At 63.3% G+C, this 19,896-nt stretch carries 20 protein-coding genes and 1 tRNA gene; 9 read left to right on the forward strand and 12 right to left on the reverse strand.

Features of this window, described 5'->3' with window-relative positions; all coding sequences use genetic code 11:
• Nucleotides 1-18: 18 nt before the first annotated feature.
• A complete protein-coding gene (locus ACTORR_RS06640; protein ID WP_441343595.1) occupies nucleotides 19-2,157 on the forward strand; it encodes a TonB-dependent siderophore receptor in 2,139 nt (712 codons plus the stop codon).
• Nucleotides 2,158-2,354: 197 nt separating this feature from the next.
• Here ACTORR_RS06640 and ACTORR_RS06645 read toward each other — a convergent pair.
• Nucleotides 2,355-2,444, reverse strand: a tRNA-Ser gene (locus ACTORR_RS06645).
• 290 nt (nucleotides 2,445-2,734) lie between these two features.
• On the opposite strand from ACTORR_RS06645, the gene ACTORR_RS06650 reads away from it, so the two are divergent.
• The 3 genes from ACTORR_RS06650 (at nucleotide 2,735) to ACTORR_RS06660 (ending at nucleotide 5,390) form a co-directional block, all read left to right on the forward strand.
• Nucleotides 2,735-3,424: a crotonase/enoyl-CoA hydratase family protein gene (locus ACTORR_RS06650; protein WP_441343596.1), complete on the forward strand. Its 690-nt coding sequence runs from the start codon at nucleotides 2,735-2,737 to the stop codon at nucleotides 3,422-3,424.
• Between the two features lie 178 nt (nucleotides 3,425-3,602).
• Nucleotides 3,603-4,322 carry a lysophospholipid acyltransferase family protein gene (locus ACTORR_RS06655; RefSeq protein WP_313365445.1) on the forward strand — a complete coding sequence of 240 codons (720 nt, stop codon included), beginning with the start codon at nucleotides 3,603-3,605 and terminating at the stop codon, nucleotides 4,320-4,322.
• Between the two features lie 96 nt (nucleotides 4,323-4,418).
• Complete coding sequence (locus ACTORR_RS06660) at nucleotides 4,419-5,390, forward strand: magnesium and cobalt transport protein CorA (RefSeq protein WP_054883690.1); 972 nt, start codon at nucleotides 4,419-4,421, stop codon at nucleotides 5,388-5,390.
• A gap of 33 nt (nucleotides 5,391-5,423) precedes the next feature.
• On the opposite strand, the gene ACTORR_RS06665 is transcribed toward ACTORR_RS06660, so the two are convergent.
• A complete protein-coding gene (locus ACTORR_RS06665) occupies nucleotides 5,424-6,158 on the reverse strand; it encodes an amidotransferase (RefSeq protein WP_054883689.1) in 735 nt (244 codons plus the stop codon).
• 479 nt (nucleotides 6,159-6,637) lie between these two features.
• Here ACTORR_RS06665 and ACTORR_RS06670 point away from each other — a divergent pair, with 479 nt between their 5' ends.
• Entirely contained in the window at nucleotides 6,638-7,438 is an 801-nt protein-coding gene (locus ACTORR_RS06670; RefSeq protein WP_054883688.1) for a c-type cytochrome, read from the forward strand.
• A 53-nt stretch (nucleotides 7,439-7,491) separates the two neighbouring features.
• Here the strand turns inward: ACTORR_RS06670 and ACTORR_RS06675 are convergent, their stop codons facing one another.
• The 4 genes from ACTORR_RS06675 to ACTORR_RS06690 form a co-directional block, all read right to left on the reverse strand.
• Nucleotides 7,492-7,824, reverse strand: a complete 333-nt coding sequence (locus ACTORR_RS06675) for a ribonuclease E inhibitor RraB (protein ID WP_054883687.1) — start codon at nucleotides 7,822-7,824, stop codon at nucleotides 7,492-7,494.
• A gap of 174 nt (nucleotides 7,825-7,998) precedes the next feature.
• Complete coding sequence (locus tag ACTORR_RS06680) at nucleotides 7,999-8,235, reverse strand: hypothetical protein (RefSeq protein WP_054883686.1); 237 nt, start codon at nucleotides 8,233-8,235, stop codon at nucleotides 7,999-8,001.
• A 134-nt stretch (nucleotides 8,236-8,369) separates the two neighbouring features.
• Nucleotides 8,370-10,427: an LTA synthase family protein gene (locus tag ACTORR_RS06685; RefSeq protein ID WP_054883685.1), complete on the reverse strand. Its 2,058-nt coding sequence runs from the start codon at nucleotides 10,425-10,427 to the stop codon at nucleotides 8,370-8,372.
• 144 nt (nucleotides 10,428-10,571) lie between these two features.
• On the reverse strand, nucleotides 10,572-10,763 hold the full coding sequence (locus tag ACTORR_RS06690) for a PLDc N-terminal domain-containing protein (RefSeq protein ID WP_054883684.1): 192 nt from the start codon (nucleotides 10,761-10,763) through the stop codon (nucleotides 10,572-10,574).
• A gap of 123 nt (nucleotides 10,764-10,886) precedes the next feature.
• Here ACTORR_RS06690 and ACTORR_RS06695 point away from each other — a divergent pair, with 123 nt between their 5' ends.
• Nucleotides 10,887-11,825 (forward strand): ZIP family metal transporter, encoded by a 939-nt coding sequence (locus ACTORR_RS06695; RefSeq protein WP_054883683.1) that lies wholly within the window; start codon nucleotides 10,887-10,889, stop codon nucleotides 11,823-11,825.
• A 123-nt stretch (nucleotides 11,826-11,948) separates the two neighbouring features.
• Here ACTORR_RS06695 and ACTORR_RS06700 read toward each other — a convergent pair whose 3' ends face one another.
• Nucleotides 11,949-12,479 (reverse strand): hypothetical protein, encoded by a 531-nt coding sequence (locus ACTORR_RS06700; protein WP_054883682.1) that lies wholly within the window; start codon nucleotides 12,477-12,479, stop codon nucleotides 11,949-11,951.
• Nucleotides 12,480-12,539: 60 nt separating this feature from the next.
• Nucleotides 12,540-13,064 carry an ankyrin repeat domain-containing protein gene (locus ACTORR_RS06705; RefSeq protein ID WP_054883681.1) on the reverse strand — a complete coding sequence of 175 codons (525 nt, stop codon included), beginning with the start codon at nucleotides 13,062-13,064 and terminating at the stop codon, nucleotides 12,540-12,542.
• A 268-nt stretch (nucleotides 13,065-13,332) separates the two neighbouring features.
• On the opposite strand from ACTORR_RS06705, the gene ACTORR_RS06710 reads away from it, so the two are divergent.
• A complete protein-coding gene (locus tag ACTORR_RS06710; RefSeq protein ID WP_054883680.1) occupies nucleotides 13,333-13,605 on the forward strand; it encodes a DUF3509 domain-containing protein in 273 nt (90 codons plus the stop codon).
• Nucleotides 13,606-13,724: 119 nt separating this feature from the next.
• On the opposite strand, the gene ACTORR_RS06715 is transcribed toward ACTORR_RS06710, so the two are convergent.
• The 3 genes from ACTORR_RS06715 to aroC form a co-directional block, all read right to left on the reverse strand.
• The gene (locus ACTORR_RS06715; RefSeq protein ID WP_054883679.1) at nucleotides 13,725-14,261 is read right to left on the reverse strand and encodes an oxidase; all 537 of its coding nucleotides are present in this window, start codon (nucleotides 14,259-14,261) and stop codon (nucleotides 13,725-13,727) included.
• Complete coding sequence (locus tag ACTORR_RS06720; RefSeq protein WP_054883678.1) at nucleotides 14,258-15,415, reverse strand: MFS transporter; 1,158 nt, start codon at nucleotides 15,413-15,415, stop codon at nucleotides 14,258-14,260. The genes ACTORR_RS06715 and ACTORR_RS06720 overlap by 4 nt, the downstream gene beginning before the upstream one ends.
• A gap of 133 nt (nucleotides 15,416-15,548) precedes the next feature.
• Nucleotides 15,549-16,640: a chorismate synthase gene (gene aroC / locus ACTORR_RS06725; RefSeq protein WP_054883677.1), complete on the reverse strand. Its 1,092-nt coding sequence runs from the start codon at nucleotides 16,638-16,640 to the stop codon at nucleotides 15,549-15,551.
• A 236-nt stretch (nucleotides 16,641-16,876) separates the two neighbouring features.
• Here aroC and ACTORR_RS06730 point away from each other — a divergent pair, with 236 nt between their 5' ends.
• Complete coding sequence (locus ACTORR_RS06730) at nucleotides 16,877-17,839, forward strand: alpha/beta hydrolase (RefSeq protein ID WP_054883676.1); 963 nt, start codon at nucleotides 16,877-16,879, stop codon at nucleotides 17,837-17,839.
• Between the two features lie 102 nt (nucleotides 17,840-17,941).
• On the forward strand, nucleotides 17,942-18,730 hold the full coding sequence (locus ACTORR_RS06735) for a hypothetical protein (protein WP_313364212.1): 789 nt from the start codon (nucleotides 17,942-17,944) through the stop codon (nucleotides 18,728-18,730).
• Nucleotides 18,731-18,852: 122 nt separating this feature from the next.
• Here ACTORR_RS06735 and prmB read toward each other — a convergent pair whose 3' ends face one another.
• A complete protein-coding gene (gene prmB / locus ACTORR_RS06740) occupies nucleotides 18,853-19,761 on the reverse strand; it encodes a 50S ribosomal protein L3 N(5)-glutamine methyltransferase (protein ID WP_054883674.1) in 909 nt (302 codons plus the stop codon).
• Nucleotides 19,762-19,896 lie beyond the last annotated feature (135 nt).

A 19,896-nucleotide genomic window follows, 5' to 3' on the forward strand; every position in this document is an offset into this window, starting at 1 on the left:
CCCAAGGACGCTCCCTGCATGCCCTTGCTTCGCCCTCACCTGCCCCTGAGCCTGCTCAGCCTGGGCCTGGCCCTGCACACCCCCCACGGCATGGCACAGGACAGTGTCGAACTGGCCCCGGTGCAGGTCTCCGACAGCTACGGGGATGAGGGCTATCAGGTGCACGAAGCGTCAGTCGGCGGCTTTCAGCCCGCCCCCCTGCTCGACACCCCGGCCTCGGTCAGCGTGTTCAGCCAGCCACTGCTGGAAGACCGCCAGGTCCGCCTGCTCAGCGAAGTGCTGCAAAGTGACGCCTCGGTGGGCGACAGCTATGCCCCGATCGGTTACTACGAAAACTTCAACGTGCGCGGCTTCGAGCTCAACGCCGCCAGCAGCTACCGCATCAATGGCCAGACCATCGCTGGCGAGCAGAACGTGGCGCTGGAAAACAAGCAGCAGGTCGAGTTGCTCAAGGGCCTGTCCGGGTTGCAGAGCGGCGTATCGGAGCCCGGCGGGCTGATCAACTACGTGACCAAGCGCGCTGCCGACGTGCGCAGCGTGACGATTTCGACCAACGCTCAAGGCGAGCGCTACCTGGCCACCGACCTCGGTGGCTGGTTCGGCAGCGAGCGGCAGTTCGGCCTGCGTGCCAACCTGGCGCACGAGGACATCCGCTCCTACGTCGACCATGCCGACGGCCAGCGCGACTTCGCCTCGCTGGCCTTCGACTGGCAGATCAACCCTGATGCCACCTTGCAGCTCGATGCCGAATACCAGCACCGCGAGCAACGTTCTGTGCCGGGCTACCAGCTGCTGGGGGGCAGCGCACTGCCCCACGCCATCGACCCGAGTGACCGCCTGGCCTACCAGCACTGGGCGAAGCCCGTGCAGAACGACGCGTTGAATCTGGGTGGACGCTTCGAATACCGCTTCAACGAGGCCTGGACCGGTACCCTGAGTGCGTCGCGCAGCAAGGTGGTGATCGACGACTACAGTGCCTTCGCCTGGGGCAGCGAAGGTGGCTGGCAAGCGCACTTCAGCCCTGAAGGCGACTACGACATCTATGACTTCCGCAGCCCCGACGATACCCGCCGCACCGACGAGGCCCAGGCCATGCTCAATGGCCATTTCGACGCGCTGGGCATGCAGCACGACCTGACCGTGGGCAGCAGTGCCCAACGTCGCACGCTCGATCAGCGCCCGTATTACAACGAGTGGGTTGGCAGCGGCAACATCTACACCGGCGCACCGCCCGTGGCGCCGTCGGGTCAACAGGTCGGTACCAGCGAAAGGCGCCTTGACAGCCGCCAGTACGGCCTGTTCGTCAGCGATCGCATCAGCTTCAGCGAGCAATGGCAAACCGTTGTTGGCGCCCGCGAAGTGCGCCTGGACGAAAAGACCTGGGACGAGGACGGCGTAGCCGGGCGCCATACCCGGCAATACCAGTTGCTGCCCAATGCTGCCCTGATCTACAAACCACGCCCGGACACCACGGTGTATGCCAGCTATGCCAAGGGCTTGTCGGCGGGTGGCACTGCCCCGTGGTATACCAGCAACGCGGCCGAGATCCTCGCCCCCACCCTCTCGCACCAGCTGGAGCTAGGCATCAAGCGCGACTGGCAAGGCATGAGCTTCAGCGCCGCACTGTTCCAGATTCGCCAGGCGTACCAATACGCACGCCCGGAAGGCGACGGCAGCTTCACCTATGTGCAACAGGGCCAGCAGAAGAACATCGGCCTTGAACTGGGTGCCAGCGGCTGGGCAACCTCCAACCTGCAACTTCAGGCCAGCGCAGCGGCGATTCGCGCCCGGGTGCAGAACAGCGGCACCGATGCCTATGAAGGCCACCAGGCGATCAACGTGCCGCGACTGCGCGCCGCCCTGCATGCCGAGTACAATCTGCCGGTTCCGGGCCTGGCATTGCTCGGTGGAGCACGCTACAGCGCCAGCAAGTATGCGAGCCAGGCCGGTAACGTCGAGGTGGGTGGGTACACTGTGCTCGACATCGGTAGCCGCTACCGCACGCAGATCGGTGGGTATGACACCGTGCTGCGGCTGACGGTGGATAACGTCTTCGACAAGCGCTACTGGCGCGATGTGGGGGATTACCTGGGCGACAACTACCTGTTCCAGGGGGCACCGCGAACGGCGCGGCTGTCGGCTTCAGTGAACTTTTGAGTCTCTGGAGCGAGTGACGGCCTTGTAGGAGCGGCCTTGTGTCGCGAAAGGGCTGCGAAGCAGCCCCAGCAATTTGTGCGTCTGCGCTGAAACCCTGGGGCTGCTTCGCAGCCCTTTCGCGACACAAGGCCGCTCCTACAAGGCCCCAGAATGCAAAAAGCCCCCGAACTTTGCAGCTCGGGGGCTTTCGCAGAATGTGGCGGTGAAGAAGGGATTTGAACCCTTGATACGATTTCTCGTATACACACTTTCCAGGCGTGCTCCTTCGACCACTCGGACACTTCACCGTTTTCCCTTCAAGGCTTTCACCCCGTCGAGGCGCGCTAATTTAGTAGAAGAGCTTTTCTTTGGCAAGCATTTTTTTCAAATTTTTCATGCATTTAAGCCAACCCACTGAAAACCCGAGGTTGCCAGGGCAAAGCGGCCAATCTGGCCAGCGCTTTTTCTCGTCACAAACACTGCACCCTCGCCGCACAAGGCATTGCAGCCCGACGCTGACTGGCCGGTCAGCCTTGCTGCTTTACCTGGCTCGCGGTGCTGGGTAACGTCTTCGCCACGTCACCCTAAGGATTGCGCCATGAGCGAGCTGATTACCTACCACGCCGAAGACGGCATCGCCACCCTGACCCTGAACAACGGCAAGGTCAACGCCATCTCGCCGGATGTCATCGCGGCCTTCAATGCCGCCCTCGACCGCGCTACGCAGGAACGCGCCGTGGTGATCATCACCGGCCAGCCAGGCATCCTCTCGGGTGGCTACGACCTCAAGGTGATGACCTCGGGCCCTAAAGAAGCCGTCGCCCTGGTCACCGCCGGTTCCACCCTGGCCCGCCGCCTGCTCTCGCACCCGTTCCCGGTGATCGTCGCCTGCCCCGGCCATGCCGTGGCCAAGGGCGCTTTCCTGCTGCTGTCGGCCGACTACCGCATCGGTATCGAAGGGCCGTACAAGATCGGCCTGAACGAAGTGCAGATCGGCATGACCATGCACCACGCCGGCATCGAACTGGCCCGCGACCGCCTGCGTCGCTCGGCCTTCCACCGCTCGGTGATCAATGCCGAAATGTTCGAGCCCAAGGATGCCCTGGATGCCGGTTTCCTCGACAAGGTAGTACCAGCCGAGCAGCTGCTTGAGGTCGCCCTGGGCGTGGCGCGCGAGCTGAAGAAGCTGAACATGCTGGCGCACAAGAACACCAAGCTGAAGGTGCGCAAGGCGCTGCTGGATAGCCTTGACGAGGCGATCCTGCTCGACCAGGGCCACATGGGCTGACCGGTACTGGCCCTTTCGCGGGTAAACCCGCTCCCACAGGTATCACTGCCCATGGGTACAGCGCTGTCGCTGTGGGGGCGGATTACCTGCGAAGAGGCCGCACCAGCTCACACCAGGGTTTGCCCCGGCCAGTGCACAGCCGTACACTGCGTCGCGACTGTCTGGTGTGAGTCGTACCATGCTTTACTCGCTTCGCATGTTCCTGCTGGGGCTGCATTTTCTGCTGGTGGGCTTCATCGGCCTGCTGATCGGCCTGCTGCGCCCCTTCAACCGCGACAACAGCCGTGTCTTCGCGCGCCTCTACAGCGTGCCAGCCACCTGGCTGATGCGCATCAAGGTCAAGGCCGAAGTCGGCCCGCTGTGGGACCAGCCGCCCGGCTGCGTGATCGTCGCCAATCACCAGTCCAACTTCGACCTGTTCATCCTCGGCCATGTGGTACCGCAACGCACCGTTGCCATTGGCAAAAAGAGCCTCGGCTGGATCCCGCTGTTCGGGCAGCTGTTCTGGCTCGGTGGCAATGTGCTGATCGACCGTAAAAACGCCTACCAGGCGCGCAAGGCCATGCAGACCACCACGCGCATCCTGCAAGACGACACCTCGATCTGGATCTTCCCGGAAGGCACGCGCAACCCCGACGAACAGTTGCTGGCGTTCAAGAAAGGCGCCTTTCACATGGCCGTGGAGGCCGGCGTGCCGATCGTCCCGGTGTGCGTCAGCCGCTATGCCCGGCGCCTGAGCCTGAACAGCTGGCGGCGGCGGACCGTGATCGTGCGCTCGTTGCCGCCTATCGCCACCCGCGGCCTCAGCCAGCAGGACCTGCCCGCGCTGATCGAACAGTGCCGCACACAGATGCAGCTGTGCATCGATAGCATGGAAAACGAACTGGCAAAGGCCTAGGTTGCTTTCGTCGCCAGCAAGCTTGCGCCGCCAGTTGCTCTACAGCCAACTACAGCCCAAGCTGTAACCCGTGTACAACCGAACAAGTGGATAACCATGGGTCGAGTCGTGGCATCGGCGGTGTATGCCGCCGGCAGAAAGGTCACCAACATCAATATCGACGAAGGCAGCGAGTGGGCGCGCAAGCCGGGGCACTTCGTGTGGATCGGCCTGGAAGAACCCAACGCCGAGGAACTGGCCAACTTGCAGTGCCAGTTCAACCTCCACGAACTGGCCATCGAGGATGCGCTGGAAAAACACAGCCGGCCCAAGCTGGAAACGTTCGGTGACGCGCTGTTCATCGTCACCTATTCGCCAGTCCGCCATCAGGGCAAGCTGGAGTTCATCGAAACTCACATCTTCGCCGGCAACGGCTACATCATCACCTGCCGCAATGGCCACTCGAAATCCTACGCGCTGGTGCGCCAGCGCTGCGAGGCGCGCCCGCTGCTGCTGGAACATGGCGAAGACTTCGTGCTGTATGCCCTGCTCGACTTCGTCACCGAGAACTACCAGCCGGTCAGCGAGGCCATTCATGGCGAGATCGAGGAGCTGGAACAGAGCGTGCTGAGCACCACGCTGCAGGAGGAAGATATCCAGCGCCTGCACGGCCTGCGCCGCGACATCCTGCGCCTGCGCCGCTATGTGGCGCCGATGGTGGAAATCAGCGAGGAACTGCAGCGCCTGAGCTTCCCGTTCATCGACAAGAACATGCGCCCGTACTTTCGTGATGTGCAGATCCACGTGACGCGGCAGATGGAGGACCTGGCCGGGATTCGCGACATCGCCAGCCAGACCATCGAAATCGGCATGCTGCTGGAATCGTCACGGCAGAGCATCGTGCAGCGCAAGTTCGCCGCGTGGGCGGCGATCCTGGCCTTCCCCACGGCGATTGCCGGGATCTACGGGATGAACTTCCAGAACATGCCAGAGTTGGGGTGGCACTATGGCTACTTCGCAGTGCTGGGTGTGATCGCGCTGGGGTGTACGGGGTTGTTTGCCAGCTTCAAGAAAGCCGGCTGGCTTTAGATTGCCGGGGGCGCTTTGCGCCCCGGCATTTGATCAGGCGGCGCTGTCGCTGGCCTTGGCCGGCTGCTGGATGAAGCGCAGCATCCATTCGCCCACCAGGTCGCCCTGGTGCTCGGTGGCCAGGCTGGCAATCGCCTTTTGGTACACCTCGTCCCCGAGGTACTCCTGACGCGCATCGAGCAGCGCCCGCGAGTAGTCGTGGACGAACTCCGGGTGGCCCTGGAAACAAAGCACCTGGTCGCGGATGTGATACGCCGCATTCGGGCAGAAGTCGCTGGAGGCAATTACCGTGGCGCCTTCCGGCAGCTCGGTGACCTGGTCTTGATGGCTGATCAGCAAGGTCAGCTCGGAAACCTCCGGGTCCATCCACGGTGCATGCGCCGCCAGCGAGTAGCGGTGCACGCCCACGCCCCAGCCCTGGTCGGCGCGCTCGGCCTTGCCACCCAGGGTCAATGCCAGCAGCTGATGGCCGAAGCACACACCCAGCAGCTTCTCGCCACGCTCGTAGAGTTTGAGCAGGTAGGCCTTGAGCGTCTGGATCCAGGGGTCGCTGCCGAACGAGTCGGCCTTGCTGCCCGTCACCAGGTACGCATCGAAGCGTTCGCCGTCGGGCGGGTACACGCCGTTCATCACGTTGTACACACGAAACTCGGCTGCGATCGGCTGACGCGAGAAGAGCTGCTCGAACATCCTTCCGTAGCCCTGATACTGCGCGGTCAACTCCGGTCGCAGGACGTCGGTTTCAAGGATGCAGATGCGTAACGACATTAGGGATAGTCCTGAACGACATGGGTGGGAATCTGCTGTAGAGACTGACGCGAAAGCCACGTACAAGCAAGTAGGCTGCACTGACGAACGGTCACATTTTGTCGAATATCCAGGGAGGGATCTGCGGCTGTCTAGGCAGAGCTTGCCAGCGCAATGGCTAAAGGCCTCATAGCCAAACAGCATCGTACATAACCCCTTTAGAACAAAGCGTTCTCGACAATGCATGACGTTCGCCCTGTGGGTGGTTTATATCCACATACATGAGGCAAGCAGACCCGACAAGGAAGCCACCGGGTATTCAGGAATAACAACAAGAAGGCGGTCCGCCATGTTCAGACAATCGAAACTTCGCCAAGCCGGGCTCATTCTCTTCGCCACGACTTTGCTGCTGATTCTTCCCAACCTCACGCGGTTGTTCGGCTGACAGCGCCAATGCTTCGCTTGGGTTAATCTTCCGGTTTTCTGGTCGGAGATTACCCATGCGTCATTGCCTGGCCCTGCTAGCCCTGTTGTTGAGCCTGCCGCTGTCGGCGGCGCAGTTGCACCTGGAGCTGGGTGACAGTGCCCGGCAATGGTCCAGCGAAGCGCTGTTGAGGCACCCTCAGGCCCGCGATATCGACATCGATCAGGACGTTTCGTACAAGCGGCCCATGCATTTTCGCGCCGTGCCACTGGCAGCGCTGCTGCAAGGGGTCAAGCCCGAAGACCATCTGCAGGCGGTGGCGCTGGACGGTTTTGCCGCGGAAATGCCAGCCGGGCCGCTACTGCAGCAGGCGCCGGCACGTGCCTGGCTGGCAGTCGAGGACCCGGCCAAACCGTGGCCTGCGCTGGGTGACGGCAAGCCGAGTGCCGGGCCGTTCTACCTGGTATGGACCAACCCGCAGGCCAGCGGCATTCGCCCCGAACAATGGCCATTCCAGGTCGCCACGATCCGCCGCCTGGCGCCGGTCGAACAACGTTTCCCGGCACTGCTGCCCGACCCCAGGCTGGGAGCCAATGACCCGGTACGCCAGGGCTTCGCCCTGTTCCAGCAGAACTGCCTGGCCTGCCATCGGCTCAATGGCGCGGGGGATGCCCAGTTCGGGCCGGACCTGAATGTGCCGCACAACCCGACCGAGTATTTCCGGCCTGAGTATCTGCGCAGGTACATTCGTGATCCGCAGAGCTTGCGGCAATGGCCGCAGGCACGAATGCCTGGGTTTGCCGAGAGTGTGCTGAGTGAGCAGGAGCTGGATGCATTGCTGGCTTATTTGGGGCATATGGCCGGGCGCAGGCCTTGAAATCGAGGGACCTTCATCGCGGGCGGGCCCGCGAGGAAGGCCACATATTGTTTTCAGGCAGTCAGCCTTTCCTGCTTGACGCCCCACCCTTCGACTTCGCCGCCACAAGGTGAAACGACCTGCTCGAAGGCCTCCTCGAAATCACCAATCCCGCCATAGGTGGCATACATGACCTTGCTCAGTTCCAGGTGCCACGCGCCATCGTCCAGTTCACGCACCTGAGCATTCAACGATTCGCCACGAAACTGCCCGGCTGCCCGCCGCGCGCCGGCTTCATCTGGAAATACCGCGTAGAACTCGATGGGGTGGATGCGGGTAAAGTCGAAACCGCCAGCTTTCATCTGGCGCAGGACATTGCTGCTGATATCGTCGTTCAGGCTGCTCATGAATCGTCCTCCCGAATAATGCGATGGATAGACTTTCCGTGCACTACGCACCTGCCGGCAATGCCGACAGATCGAGCTGATGCAAGACGCGAATTGAATGGGTGCAGGCCCGCAGAAAAGGCCGGCACCTTCCACCAGCGTAGTGCCTGCACCGGCACCACGCCAACCGGTGGTTCAGGGCGCTTCGTGGATGCTGGTGATAATCACGCCGGTCTGCTCCTTGAGCCAGCGTGCAGTGGGTGACGGGGCGCGGTCCTGAAAGTCGTTGAGGTCCAGCTCATCCATGACCGGAAACAGATGCGAACGGATGGCGCGAGCCGCCTCCTCTTCGCTGGGGCACTGTTCACCGTGCAGCAGCAAGGTGGTTGGCTCGCCTTTCTGATCGGCAAAGATGACTTCCCACTCTTTCATTGACTAGCCCTCTGGATCAAAGAACACCCGGTGAGTGACGCCTGTAGATGCAGACCTTGGCCCCAGACATTCGTTCCGGCAACAAAAAGGGCCGCATTGCGGCCCCTTTGTACTCACTGATTGCTGCCTGATGCTTATTTCTTCGGCGTACCGTGGACGACACCGGCGGTGTTGTCCAGCAAGCTCTTGGTCGCCGTCTGGATGAAGGCTTCGAGCTGCTGCAGCATCTGCGGCTGCTCCGGGCTTTCGATCAGTTCGGCCTTGAACTCGCTGCCCAGCTGGTAGCGGTACATGCGCGGGCTCATGTCCTTGGACTCGATGAGCAGGTGATCGCCCTTGACCAGGCCGACGATCTGCTCGCTGCCCGATGGCTTGATCATGCCGATGCCCGGGTCACCCTCAGGCAGGTTGAGCAGGTCGCGGCCCCAGCACTGATGACGCGTTTCGCCACCCAGGCGGCCCATGATGGTCGGCACGATGTCGACTTGGGTACCAACAGTGTGGTTGACCGCACCGAACTTCTCCTGGATGCCCGGCGCGATCAGCAGCAGCGGCACGTTGAAGCGGCCCAGGTCAAGCTCGGTGACCTGCTGCTGGTTGCCGAAGCCGTGGTCGCCGACGATCACGAACAGGGTGTCCTTGAAGTACGGCTCTTTACGCGCCTTCTCGAAGAACTGGCCCAACGCCCAGTCGGAGTAGCGCATGGCGGTCAGATGCTCGTCCAGGCGACCAAGCCCTGTGACCTTTTCCACCGGCAGGTTGCTTGGCAACGCGTACGGCGTGTGGTTGGACAGGGTCTGCAGCAGCGCGTAGATCGGCTTCTTCTGGTCGTGCTTGGCCAGTTCCTCGTTACCGCGGTCGAACATGTCCTGGTCGGACACGCCCCAGGTCGGGTCGGAGAACACCGGATTGACGAAGTCGTTACGGCCGATGAAGGTGGTCATGCCCTGGTTGCCGAAGAACCCGGACTGGTTGTCCCAGGCGAAGTCGCCGTTGTAGACATAGACGTCGTCGTAGTCGCGGGCGCTGAGCAGTGCCGGCAGGCCCGACAGCTTATGGCCACCCTCAGGGGTCTGCATCAGGTATTCGAAGCCTGGCAGGTTGGGGAAGCAGGCCATGGTGGCGAACATGCCCTGGTGGGTATGGGTGCCGTTGGAGAAGAAGCGGTCGAACAGCAGGCCTTCTTTGGCCAGCTTGTCGAAGTACGGGGTGATGTTGTTCGGGCTGCCCAGCGCACCGACCGAGTGGCCGGCGAAGCTTTCCATGAGGATCACCACGACGTTCTTGATCGGCAGGGTACGGTCGGCCGGCGGCACGAAGTCGCGGCGTACGGCGGCCTCGTCGGCGTCGACCAGGGTGTCGTTGGCGGTCAGCAGCTGCTTGCGCACGGTCTCGGTGGCCAGCTCTTGCTTCAGCACCGGCTTCCAGATGTTGGCGCGGTCTTCGCCGAAGCGGCTCTTGGCAGCGTCGATCAAGGTCAGGGTGCCGTTCAGGCCCAACTGGTTGACGAAGTTGGAGTCGGTGGTGAAGGCATCACCCCAACGCATCGGCGGGCCCTGGCGCAGGGTGCCACGGGCGGCGACCACCGCCACCAGCAGGATCACCATGAACACCGCCAGGCGGTTGTACCACGGCGCCACGCGCTGTTCGCCGGTACCCCGGGTCAGGCGGTCGATGCCCTTGAACAGCAGGCTCAGCAGCCAGGTGCCGAAGGCCCAGGCCAACAGGTAGCGGACCACCGGGAAGCCGTACCAGAGCATGCTCAGAACGGTTTTCGGGTCTTCCTTGATGTACTGGAAAACCAGGCCGTTGAGGCGCTGGTGGAACTCACGGTAGAAGTCCATCTCCATCAGGCCGAGGAACATCACCACGCTCGAGGCGAGGGTCAGCCAGAAGCGGAACAGCCCGCGCCGGGCCATGAGCCAGGGGCTCAGCATCGCCAGCAGCAGAGGAATGCTCAGGTACACCACCACCCGCAGGTCGAAGCGCAATCCGTTGAAAAAGCCTTCGGCGACGGTCGAGTAAGGGGTGTCGCCGATCATGTCGCTGTTGTAGACCAGTAGCGCCAGGCGCACCAGGCTGAGCATCAACATGATCACCAGGCCGCTGAGCAGCGTATAGGCCAGGTGCGATTTCAAGGTCGGCGTGAACGCTCGCGCGCCCTGTTGCCTCAAGGCATCCGTGTTAGCCATGAATGGGAAGGTCCTAGGATTGCGGTTTGCGGAGGTGGCGTTGGGGCTGGCCCAACGCAAGCATTATGCGGGAGCGGATTCTGTTTAATCCAATGTGAAAATTTTGTCACGTCACTATTGCTGATTTTGTCTGGGACGCAGCTTTCATGGACGGACATTGCCCCGCGGCCCGGCAATCGCCCAGATCACCAGGCCGATCACTGGCAGCAGGGCTATCAGCAGGATCCACAACACCTTGATACCTACCTCGCTGCCGCTCTTGATCACGTTGAGAATTGCCCAGATGTCGAGGGCGAGGATAATCAGGCCGACCAGGCCATTGAAGGTAGAGCCCATGCCACGTTCTCCTTGAAAGGCTGTTGCTCAGCATAGTCCTCTATTGGAGCGATAGAAGTGAATCCTTGGCCTGCCGGGCAGGTCACTACCTACACTGCAAGCATTCCTGCATTCGAGGTTCTTATGCCCCCTGCTCACAGCCAAAGCGCCACCCCGCCCTCCCTGCTGAACGCCTGGCGCGAGCAATTGCTCGGCAGCCCATGGCTCAGCGCGGGCCTGGGCGTGAGCCTGCTGGCAGTCGTCGTGCTGCTGGTGGCCAGCTTCTGGAACGCCATCAACGGCGACCACGCCGACAACCTGCACCTGGCTGCGCTCGGCGGGCTTTCCGGTTTTGCCGCTACCGCCTTGGGTGCGGTGCTGGCGGTAGTACTGCGCGATGTCAGCGCACGCAGCCAGGATGTGATGCTCGGCTTTGCCGCCGGCATGATGCTCGCTGCCAGTTCGTTCTCGCTGATCCTGCCAGGCCTGGATGCCGCCCGCGCAATCACCGGCAATGGCCCGGCAGCGGCGTTCACCGTGGTGCTGGGCATGGGCCTGGGCGTGCTGCTGATGCTCGGCCTCGACCGCTTCACCCCGCACGAACATGAGAGCACCGGCCCTTGCGGGCCGGAGGCCGAGCGCATCAGCAGGGTCTGGCTGTTCGTGCTGGCGATCACCTTGCACAACCTGCCCGAAGGCATGGCGATCGGGGTGAGCTTCGCCAATGGCGACATGAACATCGGCCTGCCGCTGACCAGCGCGATCGCCATCCAGGACATCCCCGAAGGCCTGGCCGTGGCCCTGGCCCTGCGGGCAACCGGGCTATCGAACCTCAAGGCTGCGCTGGTGGCGATTGGTTCGGGGCTGATGGAGCCCTTGGGCGCGGTGATCGGCCTGGGCATCTCCACCGGCTTTGCCCTGGCCTACCCGATCAGCATGGGGCTGGCGGCGGGGGCGATGATCTTCGTGGTGTCCCACGAGGTGATTCCCGAGACTCACCGTAACGGGCATCAGACGTCGGCGACCCTGGGGTTGATGGGTGGGTTTGCGGTGATGATGTTTCTGGATACCGCGCTGGGGTGAATTTTATTGGTTACCTGTGCTGGCCTCTTCGCGGGCTCGCCCGCTCCCACAGGGTGGCATACGCTTCGAGATTGTGCGGACCCTGTGGGAGCGGGCAAGCCCGCGAAGAAGCAAACGGTGTAATCAGACGTGAACCGCGACCTTCAAAGCCTCCAGCGCCGGCTCCACCTTGATCCCCACCTCTGCCCCCAGCTCCAGCGCCCGCGCCAGGTCCTGCTGGCCAACCATCACCATCTGCAACTCGTCATCGAGCAGCTGGCTGAAGTTAAGCAGTACATAACCGCCCGCTTCCTTGTTCAACGCGCCCATCTGCACCTGGATGCGGTTGAGTGCGGTCAGCGGCTCGGTGCGCGCCAGCTGCTTGGGCTTGAGGGTGAACGGCACGCTCTGGTCGAACGAATCGCTGATGCGCTGGAACAGCTCCTGGTAGCTGTCGGCCTGGAATACCACGGTGTCTGGCAGGCTGCCGAGCACGACCCACTCACCCAGCGGGATCGGGAAGCTGTCGTCGTAGTTGATGTCCGGGTTGGCGGCGAGAAAGGCAGCGGGGTCGGCGTAGGCCTGGGCGGCCTCGTCGGCGATGCGCTCGATATCCTCATCGCGCATGCAGCCGGCGCCGACGAGGCTGATGAATTCGAGCAACTGGTTTTTCATGAAAGGGGGCCTGCGACGGGTGAAAAGTCGCCAAGGATAGCCGCAAATGCCCCCGGGCGGTTAGCCGGCCAGCGCTTGCAGGCGTGCGGCAGCGTCAACCGCGCCCATGGTCTGCGCCGCCATCAGCGCCGTGGCGCCACGGGCGTCCTGGTGCGCCGGGTCGGCGCCCTGGGCCAGCAGATAGTCGACAATCTCTGTGCGGTTGAACATCGCCGCCAGCATCAGTGCGGTGCGCCCATCCTGCGCAGCAGCATCCACAGGGACGCCGCTTTCCAGTAACAGGCGAATCATCGCCAGATCACCCTTGAATGCCGCACCGGCGATGGGCAACTGGCCATTGTCGTTGGCGATCAACGGGTCGGCCCCCTGGGCCAACAGCACCCGCACCGCTTCATGATGGCCGTGGTAGCTGGCCAGCATCAGCAAGGTATCGCCCTTGTGATTGCGCAGGTTCGCCGGCAGGCCGCTGGCCAACAGGCGGCCAAGCATCTCGGCGTCGCCCTGGCGGGCACGCTCGAAGACCTGCTCGGCAAACGCGGCGGTCTCGTCCTCGGTCATGGCGGTGGCGGTGGGTTGAGCGGACATCGGGAACCTCCTGGCATAAATGATTGCCCAAGTCTTTGTCAGGCATGCCATTGCGGTCAAAGGTTCAGATTCTATCGGGCCAATAGGAACAACCCGCGCCGTGCAAAATGCACTATGCAAAATGCACGACCATGCAGCCTGCACGATATCGCTGGTGGAAAAATTACCTAACTCACTGTATTTACTAGATTTTTCCCACTCTCAATTTCTGGCACGGTCACTGCAACAATCAACTCACGTCTGCACCCCCAAACAGTCAGGAGTTGATATGGACCTCATTCAGGAAAAATTCGTCTCGGTATTCCCGGCCTACCAGGTCGCTACCCAGCCCCGCCCTGACGGTGGCGTGCTGCTGACCCTGCGCGCCGCCGATGGCAAAGTGACCCGCCGCGTGCTGACCTACGGCCAACTGCACAGTGCCGAGCAGCTCTCTTGGGCCATCAGTGCCATCCGCCGTGACCTGGCCGAGCAGGCCAGTGAACTGCCTGTGATTTCCATGCTGCAAAGTCAGCAGCGGTTTGCGCTGCCGACCTACCGTTAAGCGTTTGTCTGCACCGGCCCTTTCGCGGCTAAAGCCGCTCCCACAGGTACTGCATTGCCCTTAGGGATGGCGGGGTTCATGTGGGAGCGGCTTTAGCCGCGAAGAGGCCGGGACAGGCATTACAGCTCGTCGATCCCGAGAAACGCCCGAGCAGTCGCATCGCCGGTAAACCGCGGCTCCACGCCCTGCTCACTGCCAAACAGGCGCAACGCCAGGCAGAACGGATTGTCGCCCAGCTCCACCCAGCGCCGCGTCCCTGCCGGCACCACAAGCTGGTCTCCCTTTTCACACAGCACCGCATATACAAACTCGCCCAGGCGCAGGCCAACCTGCGCGCGGCCGCTTACCACATTGAACACTTCGTCGCTGGCGTGCACATGCTCGTCACGTACATCCACCTGGGCCGCGTCGAGGCCATCACGGTTGAGCAGCGTGAACGCCGCACTGCCGTGGGCCGTCATCAATTGGTCAAGGTGTTCACGGCAGGCCTCGAGCACTTCAGCCTCGCTACTGCCGGGGCGCACGCGCAGCGCCAGCGGGCTGTGGCTGAAGCACACGCCCTGCTCGGCCAGGGTCGCGGTAATGTCGTCGTGGTGGGTCAGCACCTTGTTCGGCAAGCCTGGGCTGGACGGGTGGAAAACACAGAGGATGCTCATCGGCTGCTGGTCCTGGTCGATTTCGAACGAGTGGCAATGATAACGGCTGCCGCCAACGCTGCGGCGCTGGCCATACCAAAGGTGAAGGACGGCCCCAGCAGTTTCCAGCTGTAGCCTGAATACAAGGCGCCCAGCGCACCACCGGTACCCGACAGCGCCGCGTACAGTGCCTGGCCCTGGCCTTGCTGGCGGGCACCGAAACTGGCCTGCACGAAGGCGATGGACGCAGCGTGAAAGCAACCAAAGGTGGCCGCGTGCAGCAACTGGGCGAACACCAGCACCGCGGGCTCACTTGCCAGGTTGCCCAGCAGCAGCCAGCGCAGCGCCGCCAGCAGGAAGCTGACCAGCAACACCCGCTGCACGCTGATGCGGGCGAACAGGCGGCTCATCACCATGAACATCAGCACTTCGGCCACCACCCCCAGGGCCCACAGCAAGCCGATGGCACCGCGGCTATAGCCCAGGTGTTCGAGGTGCAGGGTAAGGAAGGTGTAGTACGGGCCGTGGCTGAGCTGCATCAGCGCCACACAGATATAGAAGGCGATCACCCCCGGCGCGGTCAATTGGCGCAGGAAACCGCCCGCCTCCCGTCGCTCGCCCTGCTCCACCGGCTGCGCGTTGGGCACCCACAAGCTGGCGGCGACGATGCCGGCCATGATGGTCACCAAGGCCACCGGGTAGATATCCAGGCTCAGCCATTCGAACAGCCGCCCCAGGCCGACCACGGTGAGGATGAAGCCGATCGAACCCCACAGGCGCACCTGGCTGTAGCGCGAGGTCTGCCCGTGCAGGTGGGCCAGGGTGATGACTTCGAACTGCGGCAGCACCGCGTGCCAGAAGAACGCATGCAGCGCCATGACCAGCGCCAGCCAGGCGTAGCTCTTGCCGAAGAAGATCAGCGAGAAGGTGGCCAGGGTCGACAAGGCGCCCAAGCGCACGATCAGCAGGCGCTGGCCGCTACGGTCACCGAGCCAGCCCCACAGGTTGGGAGCAACGCAGCGCATCAGCATGGGGATGGCCACCAGCTCGCCGATGCGGGCCGGGGAAAAACCCAGGTGGTCGAAGTACAGGGCCAGGAACGGGGCGGTGGAGCCCAGCAGGGCGAAGTAGAACAGGTAGAAGCTGGACAGGCGCCAGTAGGGGATCGGGAACATGGAGTGGGCCTTGTGTGAGCCTGTTGCGGCCTATTCGCGGGCTCGCCCGCTCCCACAGGGACCGCACAATATCGAAGGTTGTGGTGATCCTGTGGGAGCGGGCGCGCCCGCGAAGAGGCCGGGCCTGGCTAGATCAGAGCTGGCCCAGCACCGGGGTGTTGACCTTCACGTCAGCGTTCTGCGCACGGTGGCGCAGCAGGTGATCCATCAGCACGATGGCCATCATCGCTTCGGCGATCGGGGTGGCGCGGATGCCGACGCACGGGTCATGACGGCCCTTGGTGATCACGTCCACCGGGTTGCCGTCGACGTCGATCGAACGGCCAGGCACGGTGATGCTGGAGGTCGGCTTCAGCGCCAGATGGGCGACAATAGGCTGGCCCGAGCTGATACCACCGAGGATGCCGCCGGCGTTGTTGCTGAGGAAACCTTCCGGGGTCAGTTCGTCACGGTGTTCGGTGCCGCGCTGGGCAACGCTGGCGAAACCGGCGCCGATTTCCACGCCCTTCACCGCGTTGATGCTCATCAGCGCGTGGGCCAGTTCGGCGTCGAGGCGGTCGAAGATCGGCTCGCCCAGGCCCGGCATCACGCCTTCGGCCACCACGGTGATCTTGGCCCCGACCGAATCCTGGTCGCGACGCAGCTGGTCCATGTAGGCCTCGAGCTCCGGCACTTTGCTCGGGTCAGGGCTGAAGAAGGCGTTGTCCTCCACCGAATCCCAGCTCTTGAACGGGATTTCGATCGGGCCCAGCTGGCTCATGTAGCCACGCACCTGGATGCCCTGGGTGGCCAGGTATTTCTTGGCGATGGCACCGGCGGCCACGCGCATGGCGGTTTCCCGCGCCGAGCTGCGACCACCGCCGCGGTAGTCGCGGATACCGTACTTGTGGTGGTAGGTGTAGTCGGCGTGGGCCGGGCGGAACAGGTCCTTGATCGCCGAGTAGTCCTTGGACTTCTGGTCGGTGTTGCGTATCAGCAGGCCGATCGAGCAGCCAGTGGTACGGCCTTCGAATACGCCGGAGAGAATCTCCACTTCATCGGCTTCCTGGCGCTGGGTAGTGTGCCGGCTGGTGCCGGGCTTGCGCCGGTCGAGGTCATGCTGCAGGTCGGCGAGGGAGATTTCCAGGCCAGGAGGGCAACCATCGACAATGGCGACCAACGCCGGGCCATGGCTTTCGCCAGCGGTGGTGACAGTGAACAGCTTGCCGTAGGTATTGCCGGACATGGACGCTCCGCGAAATCTGCCTGAGATGAACGAAAGCTGGCAGTATACAGATGGATTGCTTGCCTGTGCGGGCCTCTTCGCGGCGGTTCGACGCCTCGATGAACCCGCTGCCACAGGGACTGCACAAAGCCTGTAGGGGCGGGTTTAACCGTGAAGAGGCCAGACCTGCCACATACAACTGGCGAACCTTCCCGCAAACATTGGGTCGAACCGTCATCTCCCCACTGTAGTACCGCATGATGTCGCGCCTCGTCGCCTTGTTCCTCCTGCTGTGCACGGGCCTGGCCCAGGCCGCTGCCCCCACCGTGCTGCAACGCCCCATCGACCTCGATACCGGTCAAGGCGTGCTGCACGGCAGCCTGCTGCTGCCGCAACAGGCCACGCCACCGCCGGTGGTGCTGATCATCGCCGGCTCCGGCCCCACCGACCGCGACGGCAACAACCCGGCCTCGGGGCGCGTCGACAACCTCAAGCGCCTGGCCCTGGTGCTGGCCAACGAGCACATCGCCAGCGTGCGCTACGACAAGCGCGGGGTGGCCGCCAGCCAGCCGGCTACGCCCGATGAGCGCGACCTCAGCGTGCAGCGCTACGTCGACGACGTGGTGGCCTGGAGCCGCAAGCTCAAGGCTGACCCACGCTTCGGCCCGCTGATCCTGGTCGGCCACAGTGAAGGGGCGCTCATCGCCAGCCTGGCCGCCGAACGTGCCGGCGCCAGCGCGGTGATCACCCTGGCCGGCATGGGCCGGCCACTGGCGGACGTGCTGCGCGAACAACTGGCCCAACGCATGTCGCCTGCTTTACTGGCCGGTGGCAGCGCCCTGCTCGACCGCCTGCAGGCTGGGCAGACCAGCCTGGACGTGCCAGCACCGCTGCGCCAGGTGTTCCGCCCCAGCGTGCAGCCCTACCTGATCACCCTGCTCCAGCAGGACCCGGCGCAGGCCTTCGCCCGCCTGCCGATGCCGGCGCTGATCGTCCAGGGCCGCAATGACGTGCAAGTCGACGTGGCTGACGCCGAACGCCTCAAGGCGGCCAAGCCAGACGCCCAGCTGGTGCTGATCGACGGCATGAACCACATGCTGCGCATCAGCCCCAAGGACATGCACCAGCAGCGTGACAGCTACCTCAACCCGGAATTGCCGTTGGCCCGGGAGCTTGGCGAGCGGGTGGTCAGCTTCATTCACCAGTTGCCTTCGGCCTGACCCTCAAACATCGGCTAAACCTGCCGATAACGCGGTATTGGTGCTGAATGGGAGCGTTTTTCGGTCCTTTCAGCACCCGCCCGTATCTGAGGAAACGCCTAGATGACCGATGCCCCCGCCGCCGTCGAACCGGCCGAAGAGCCGCACGCTCCGGAACCTGCTGCCCTGACTTGGGCCGACCTTGCCGTCGAACATTTCCAGCTGCTGCGCCTGGCGCCTTTGCCCACCGACCGCAACAGCGGTGCGCGGCCATTGCGCTTCGTCGAGTTCGCCTACGCCGAGCGCCATGACCAGGCCCACAGCCTGCTACGCATGGAAATCCGCCTTCCGGGGCAAAAGGTACGCAAGGAACAGAACCAACTGGATGTGCGGGTAGACCACGCCGAGCGCCTGGTGACCCTCGGCAGCGACAGCGGCCTGCAACTGGAGCCGCTGAACCGTGGCCTCGGCCGTTTCATGCTTGGCCAGGCCGTGCAGTGGCTGCAGCGCCGCTGGTCGAACTACCGGGTCGAAGGCATGGCGTTGCCGAACAAGGATGCGCTGAACGAAGACACTCGCCTGCGCCGCGACCGTTTCATTACCGCCAGCGGCCTGGAAGTGGAATACGCCGATCCGCAGCACCTCAAGGGTCGCACCCTCGACACCACGGTGAGCCAGCTCAAGGGCGGCTGGAATACCGAGAAGGTGCAGCAGTTGAGCATGCTGGATGCGGCGGGCATGTTACAGCAGGCCGAGCAACAGTTGCTGGAGAAAGAGGGGCAACTGCGCGAACGGGATGAACGGGTAGCCAAGTACCGGCGTGAGGACAGCGGGTTGCGCTTCACCATCACCTGCCTGGTGGCGTTTGCCGTGTTCCAGGCGGGGTTGCTGATCTGGATCGCTACCCGGTAAACAGCTGGGGCCGCGTTGCGGCCCTTTCGCGACACAAGGCCGCTCCTACAGAAAAACGCGTACTCCTGTAGGAGCGGCCTTGTGTCGCGAAAGGGCTGCACAGCAGCACCGGCAATCCAGCGTCAGACGCGAGCCTTGAACAGCTCCTGGTGCTGACGGCACTGCTCGGCGGTGAGCATGAACACACCATGCCCGCCACGCTCGAACTCCAGCCAGGCGAAGTCCACTTCCGGGTACAGCGCCTCGACATGCACCTGGCTGTTGCCGACCTCGACGATCAGCAAACCTTTGTCGGTCAGGTGGTCGCCTGCCTCGGCCAGCATCCGCCGTACCAGGTCCAGGCCGTCGTTGCCGCAGGCCAGGCCCATTTCCGGTTCGTGGTGATATTCGGCCGGCATGTCGCCGAAGTCCTCGGCATCGACATACGGCGGGTTGGACAGGATCAGGTCGAAACGCTGCCCCGGCAGGCCGGCGAAACCATCACCCTGCACGGTGAACACACGCTCATCGAGGCCATGGCGCTCGATGTTCTGGTTGGCCACTTCCAGCGCGTCGAACGACAGGTCGGCCAGCACCACTTCGGCCTCGGGGAACACTTCGGCAGCCACGATACCGATGCAGCCGGAGCCGGTGCAGAGGTCGAGGATGCGCGCCGGCTCCTGCGCCAACCAGGGTTCGAAGCGCTTTTCGATGAGCTCACCGATCGGCGAACGGGGCACCAGCACACGCTCGTCGACGATGAACGACATGCCACAGAACCAGGCTTCGCCCAGCAGGTAGGCGGTCGGCACGCGGTCTTCGATGCGGCGCTTGAGCAGGTGCTGCAGGCGTACCCGCTCGTCATCCTCCAGCTGGCAGTCCAGGTAGCTATCGGCGATTTCCCACGGCAGGTGCACGGCGCCCAGCACCAGCAGGCGGGCTTCGTCCCAGGCATTGTCGGCGCCATGGCCGAAGAACAGCTCGTGCTCATGGAAGCGGCTGACCGCCCAGCGGATATGGTCGCGCAACGTGCGCAGACGAGATGTGATCACGGGGTACTCCTAATTCAGACCGTACAAAAGTCTAACAGCCCCACCCGCATATTTGTTCCCCGCTATGCCTCGACGGCAAGCCACAGGCCAGTAAACATGCCGCTTGCGATGTCAACCATTCCCATTGGCGCCAAG

Source organism: Pseudomonas sp. SAR267, from assembly GCF_052077595.1.
In the GTDB taxonomy this organism is placed as follows: Bacteria; Pseudomonadota; Gammaproteobacteria; order Pseudomonadales; family Pseudomonadaceae; genus Aquipseudomonas; species Aquipseudomonas vlassakiae.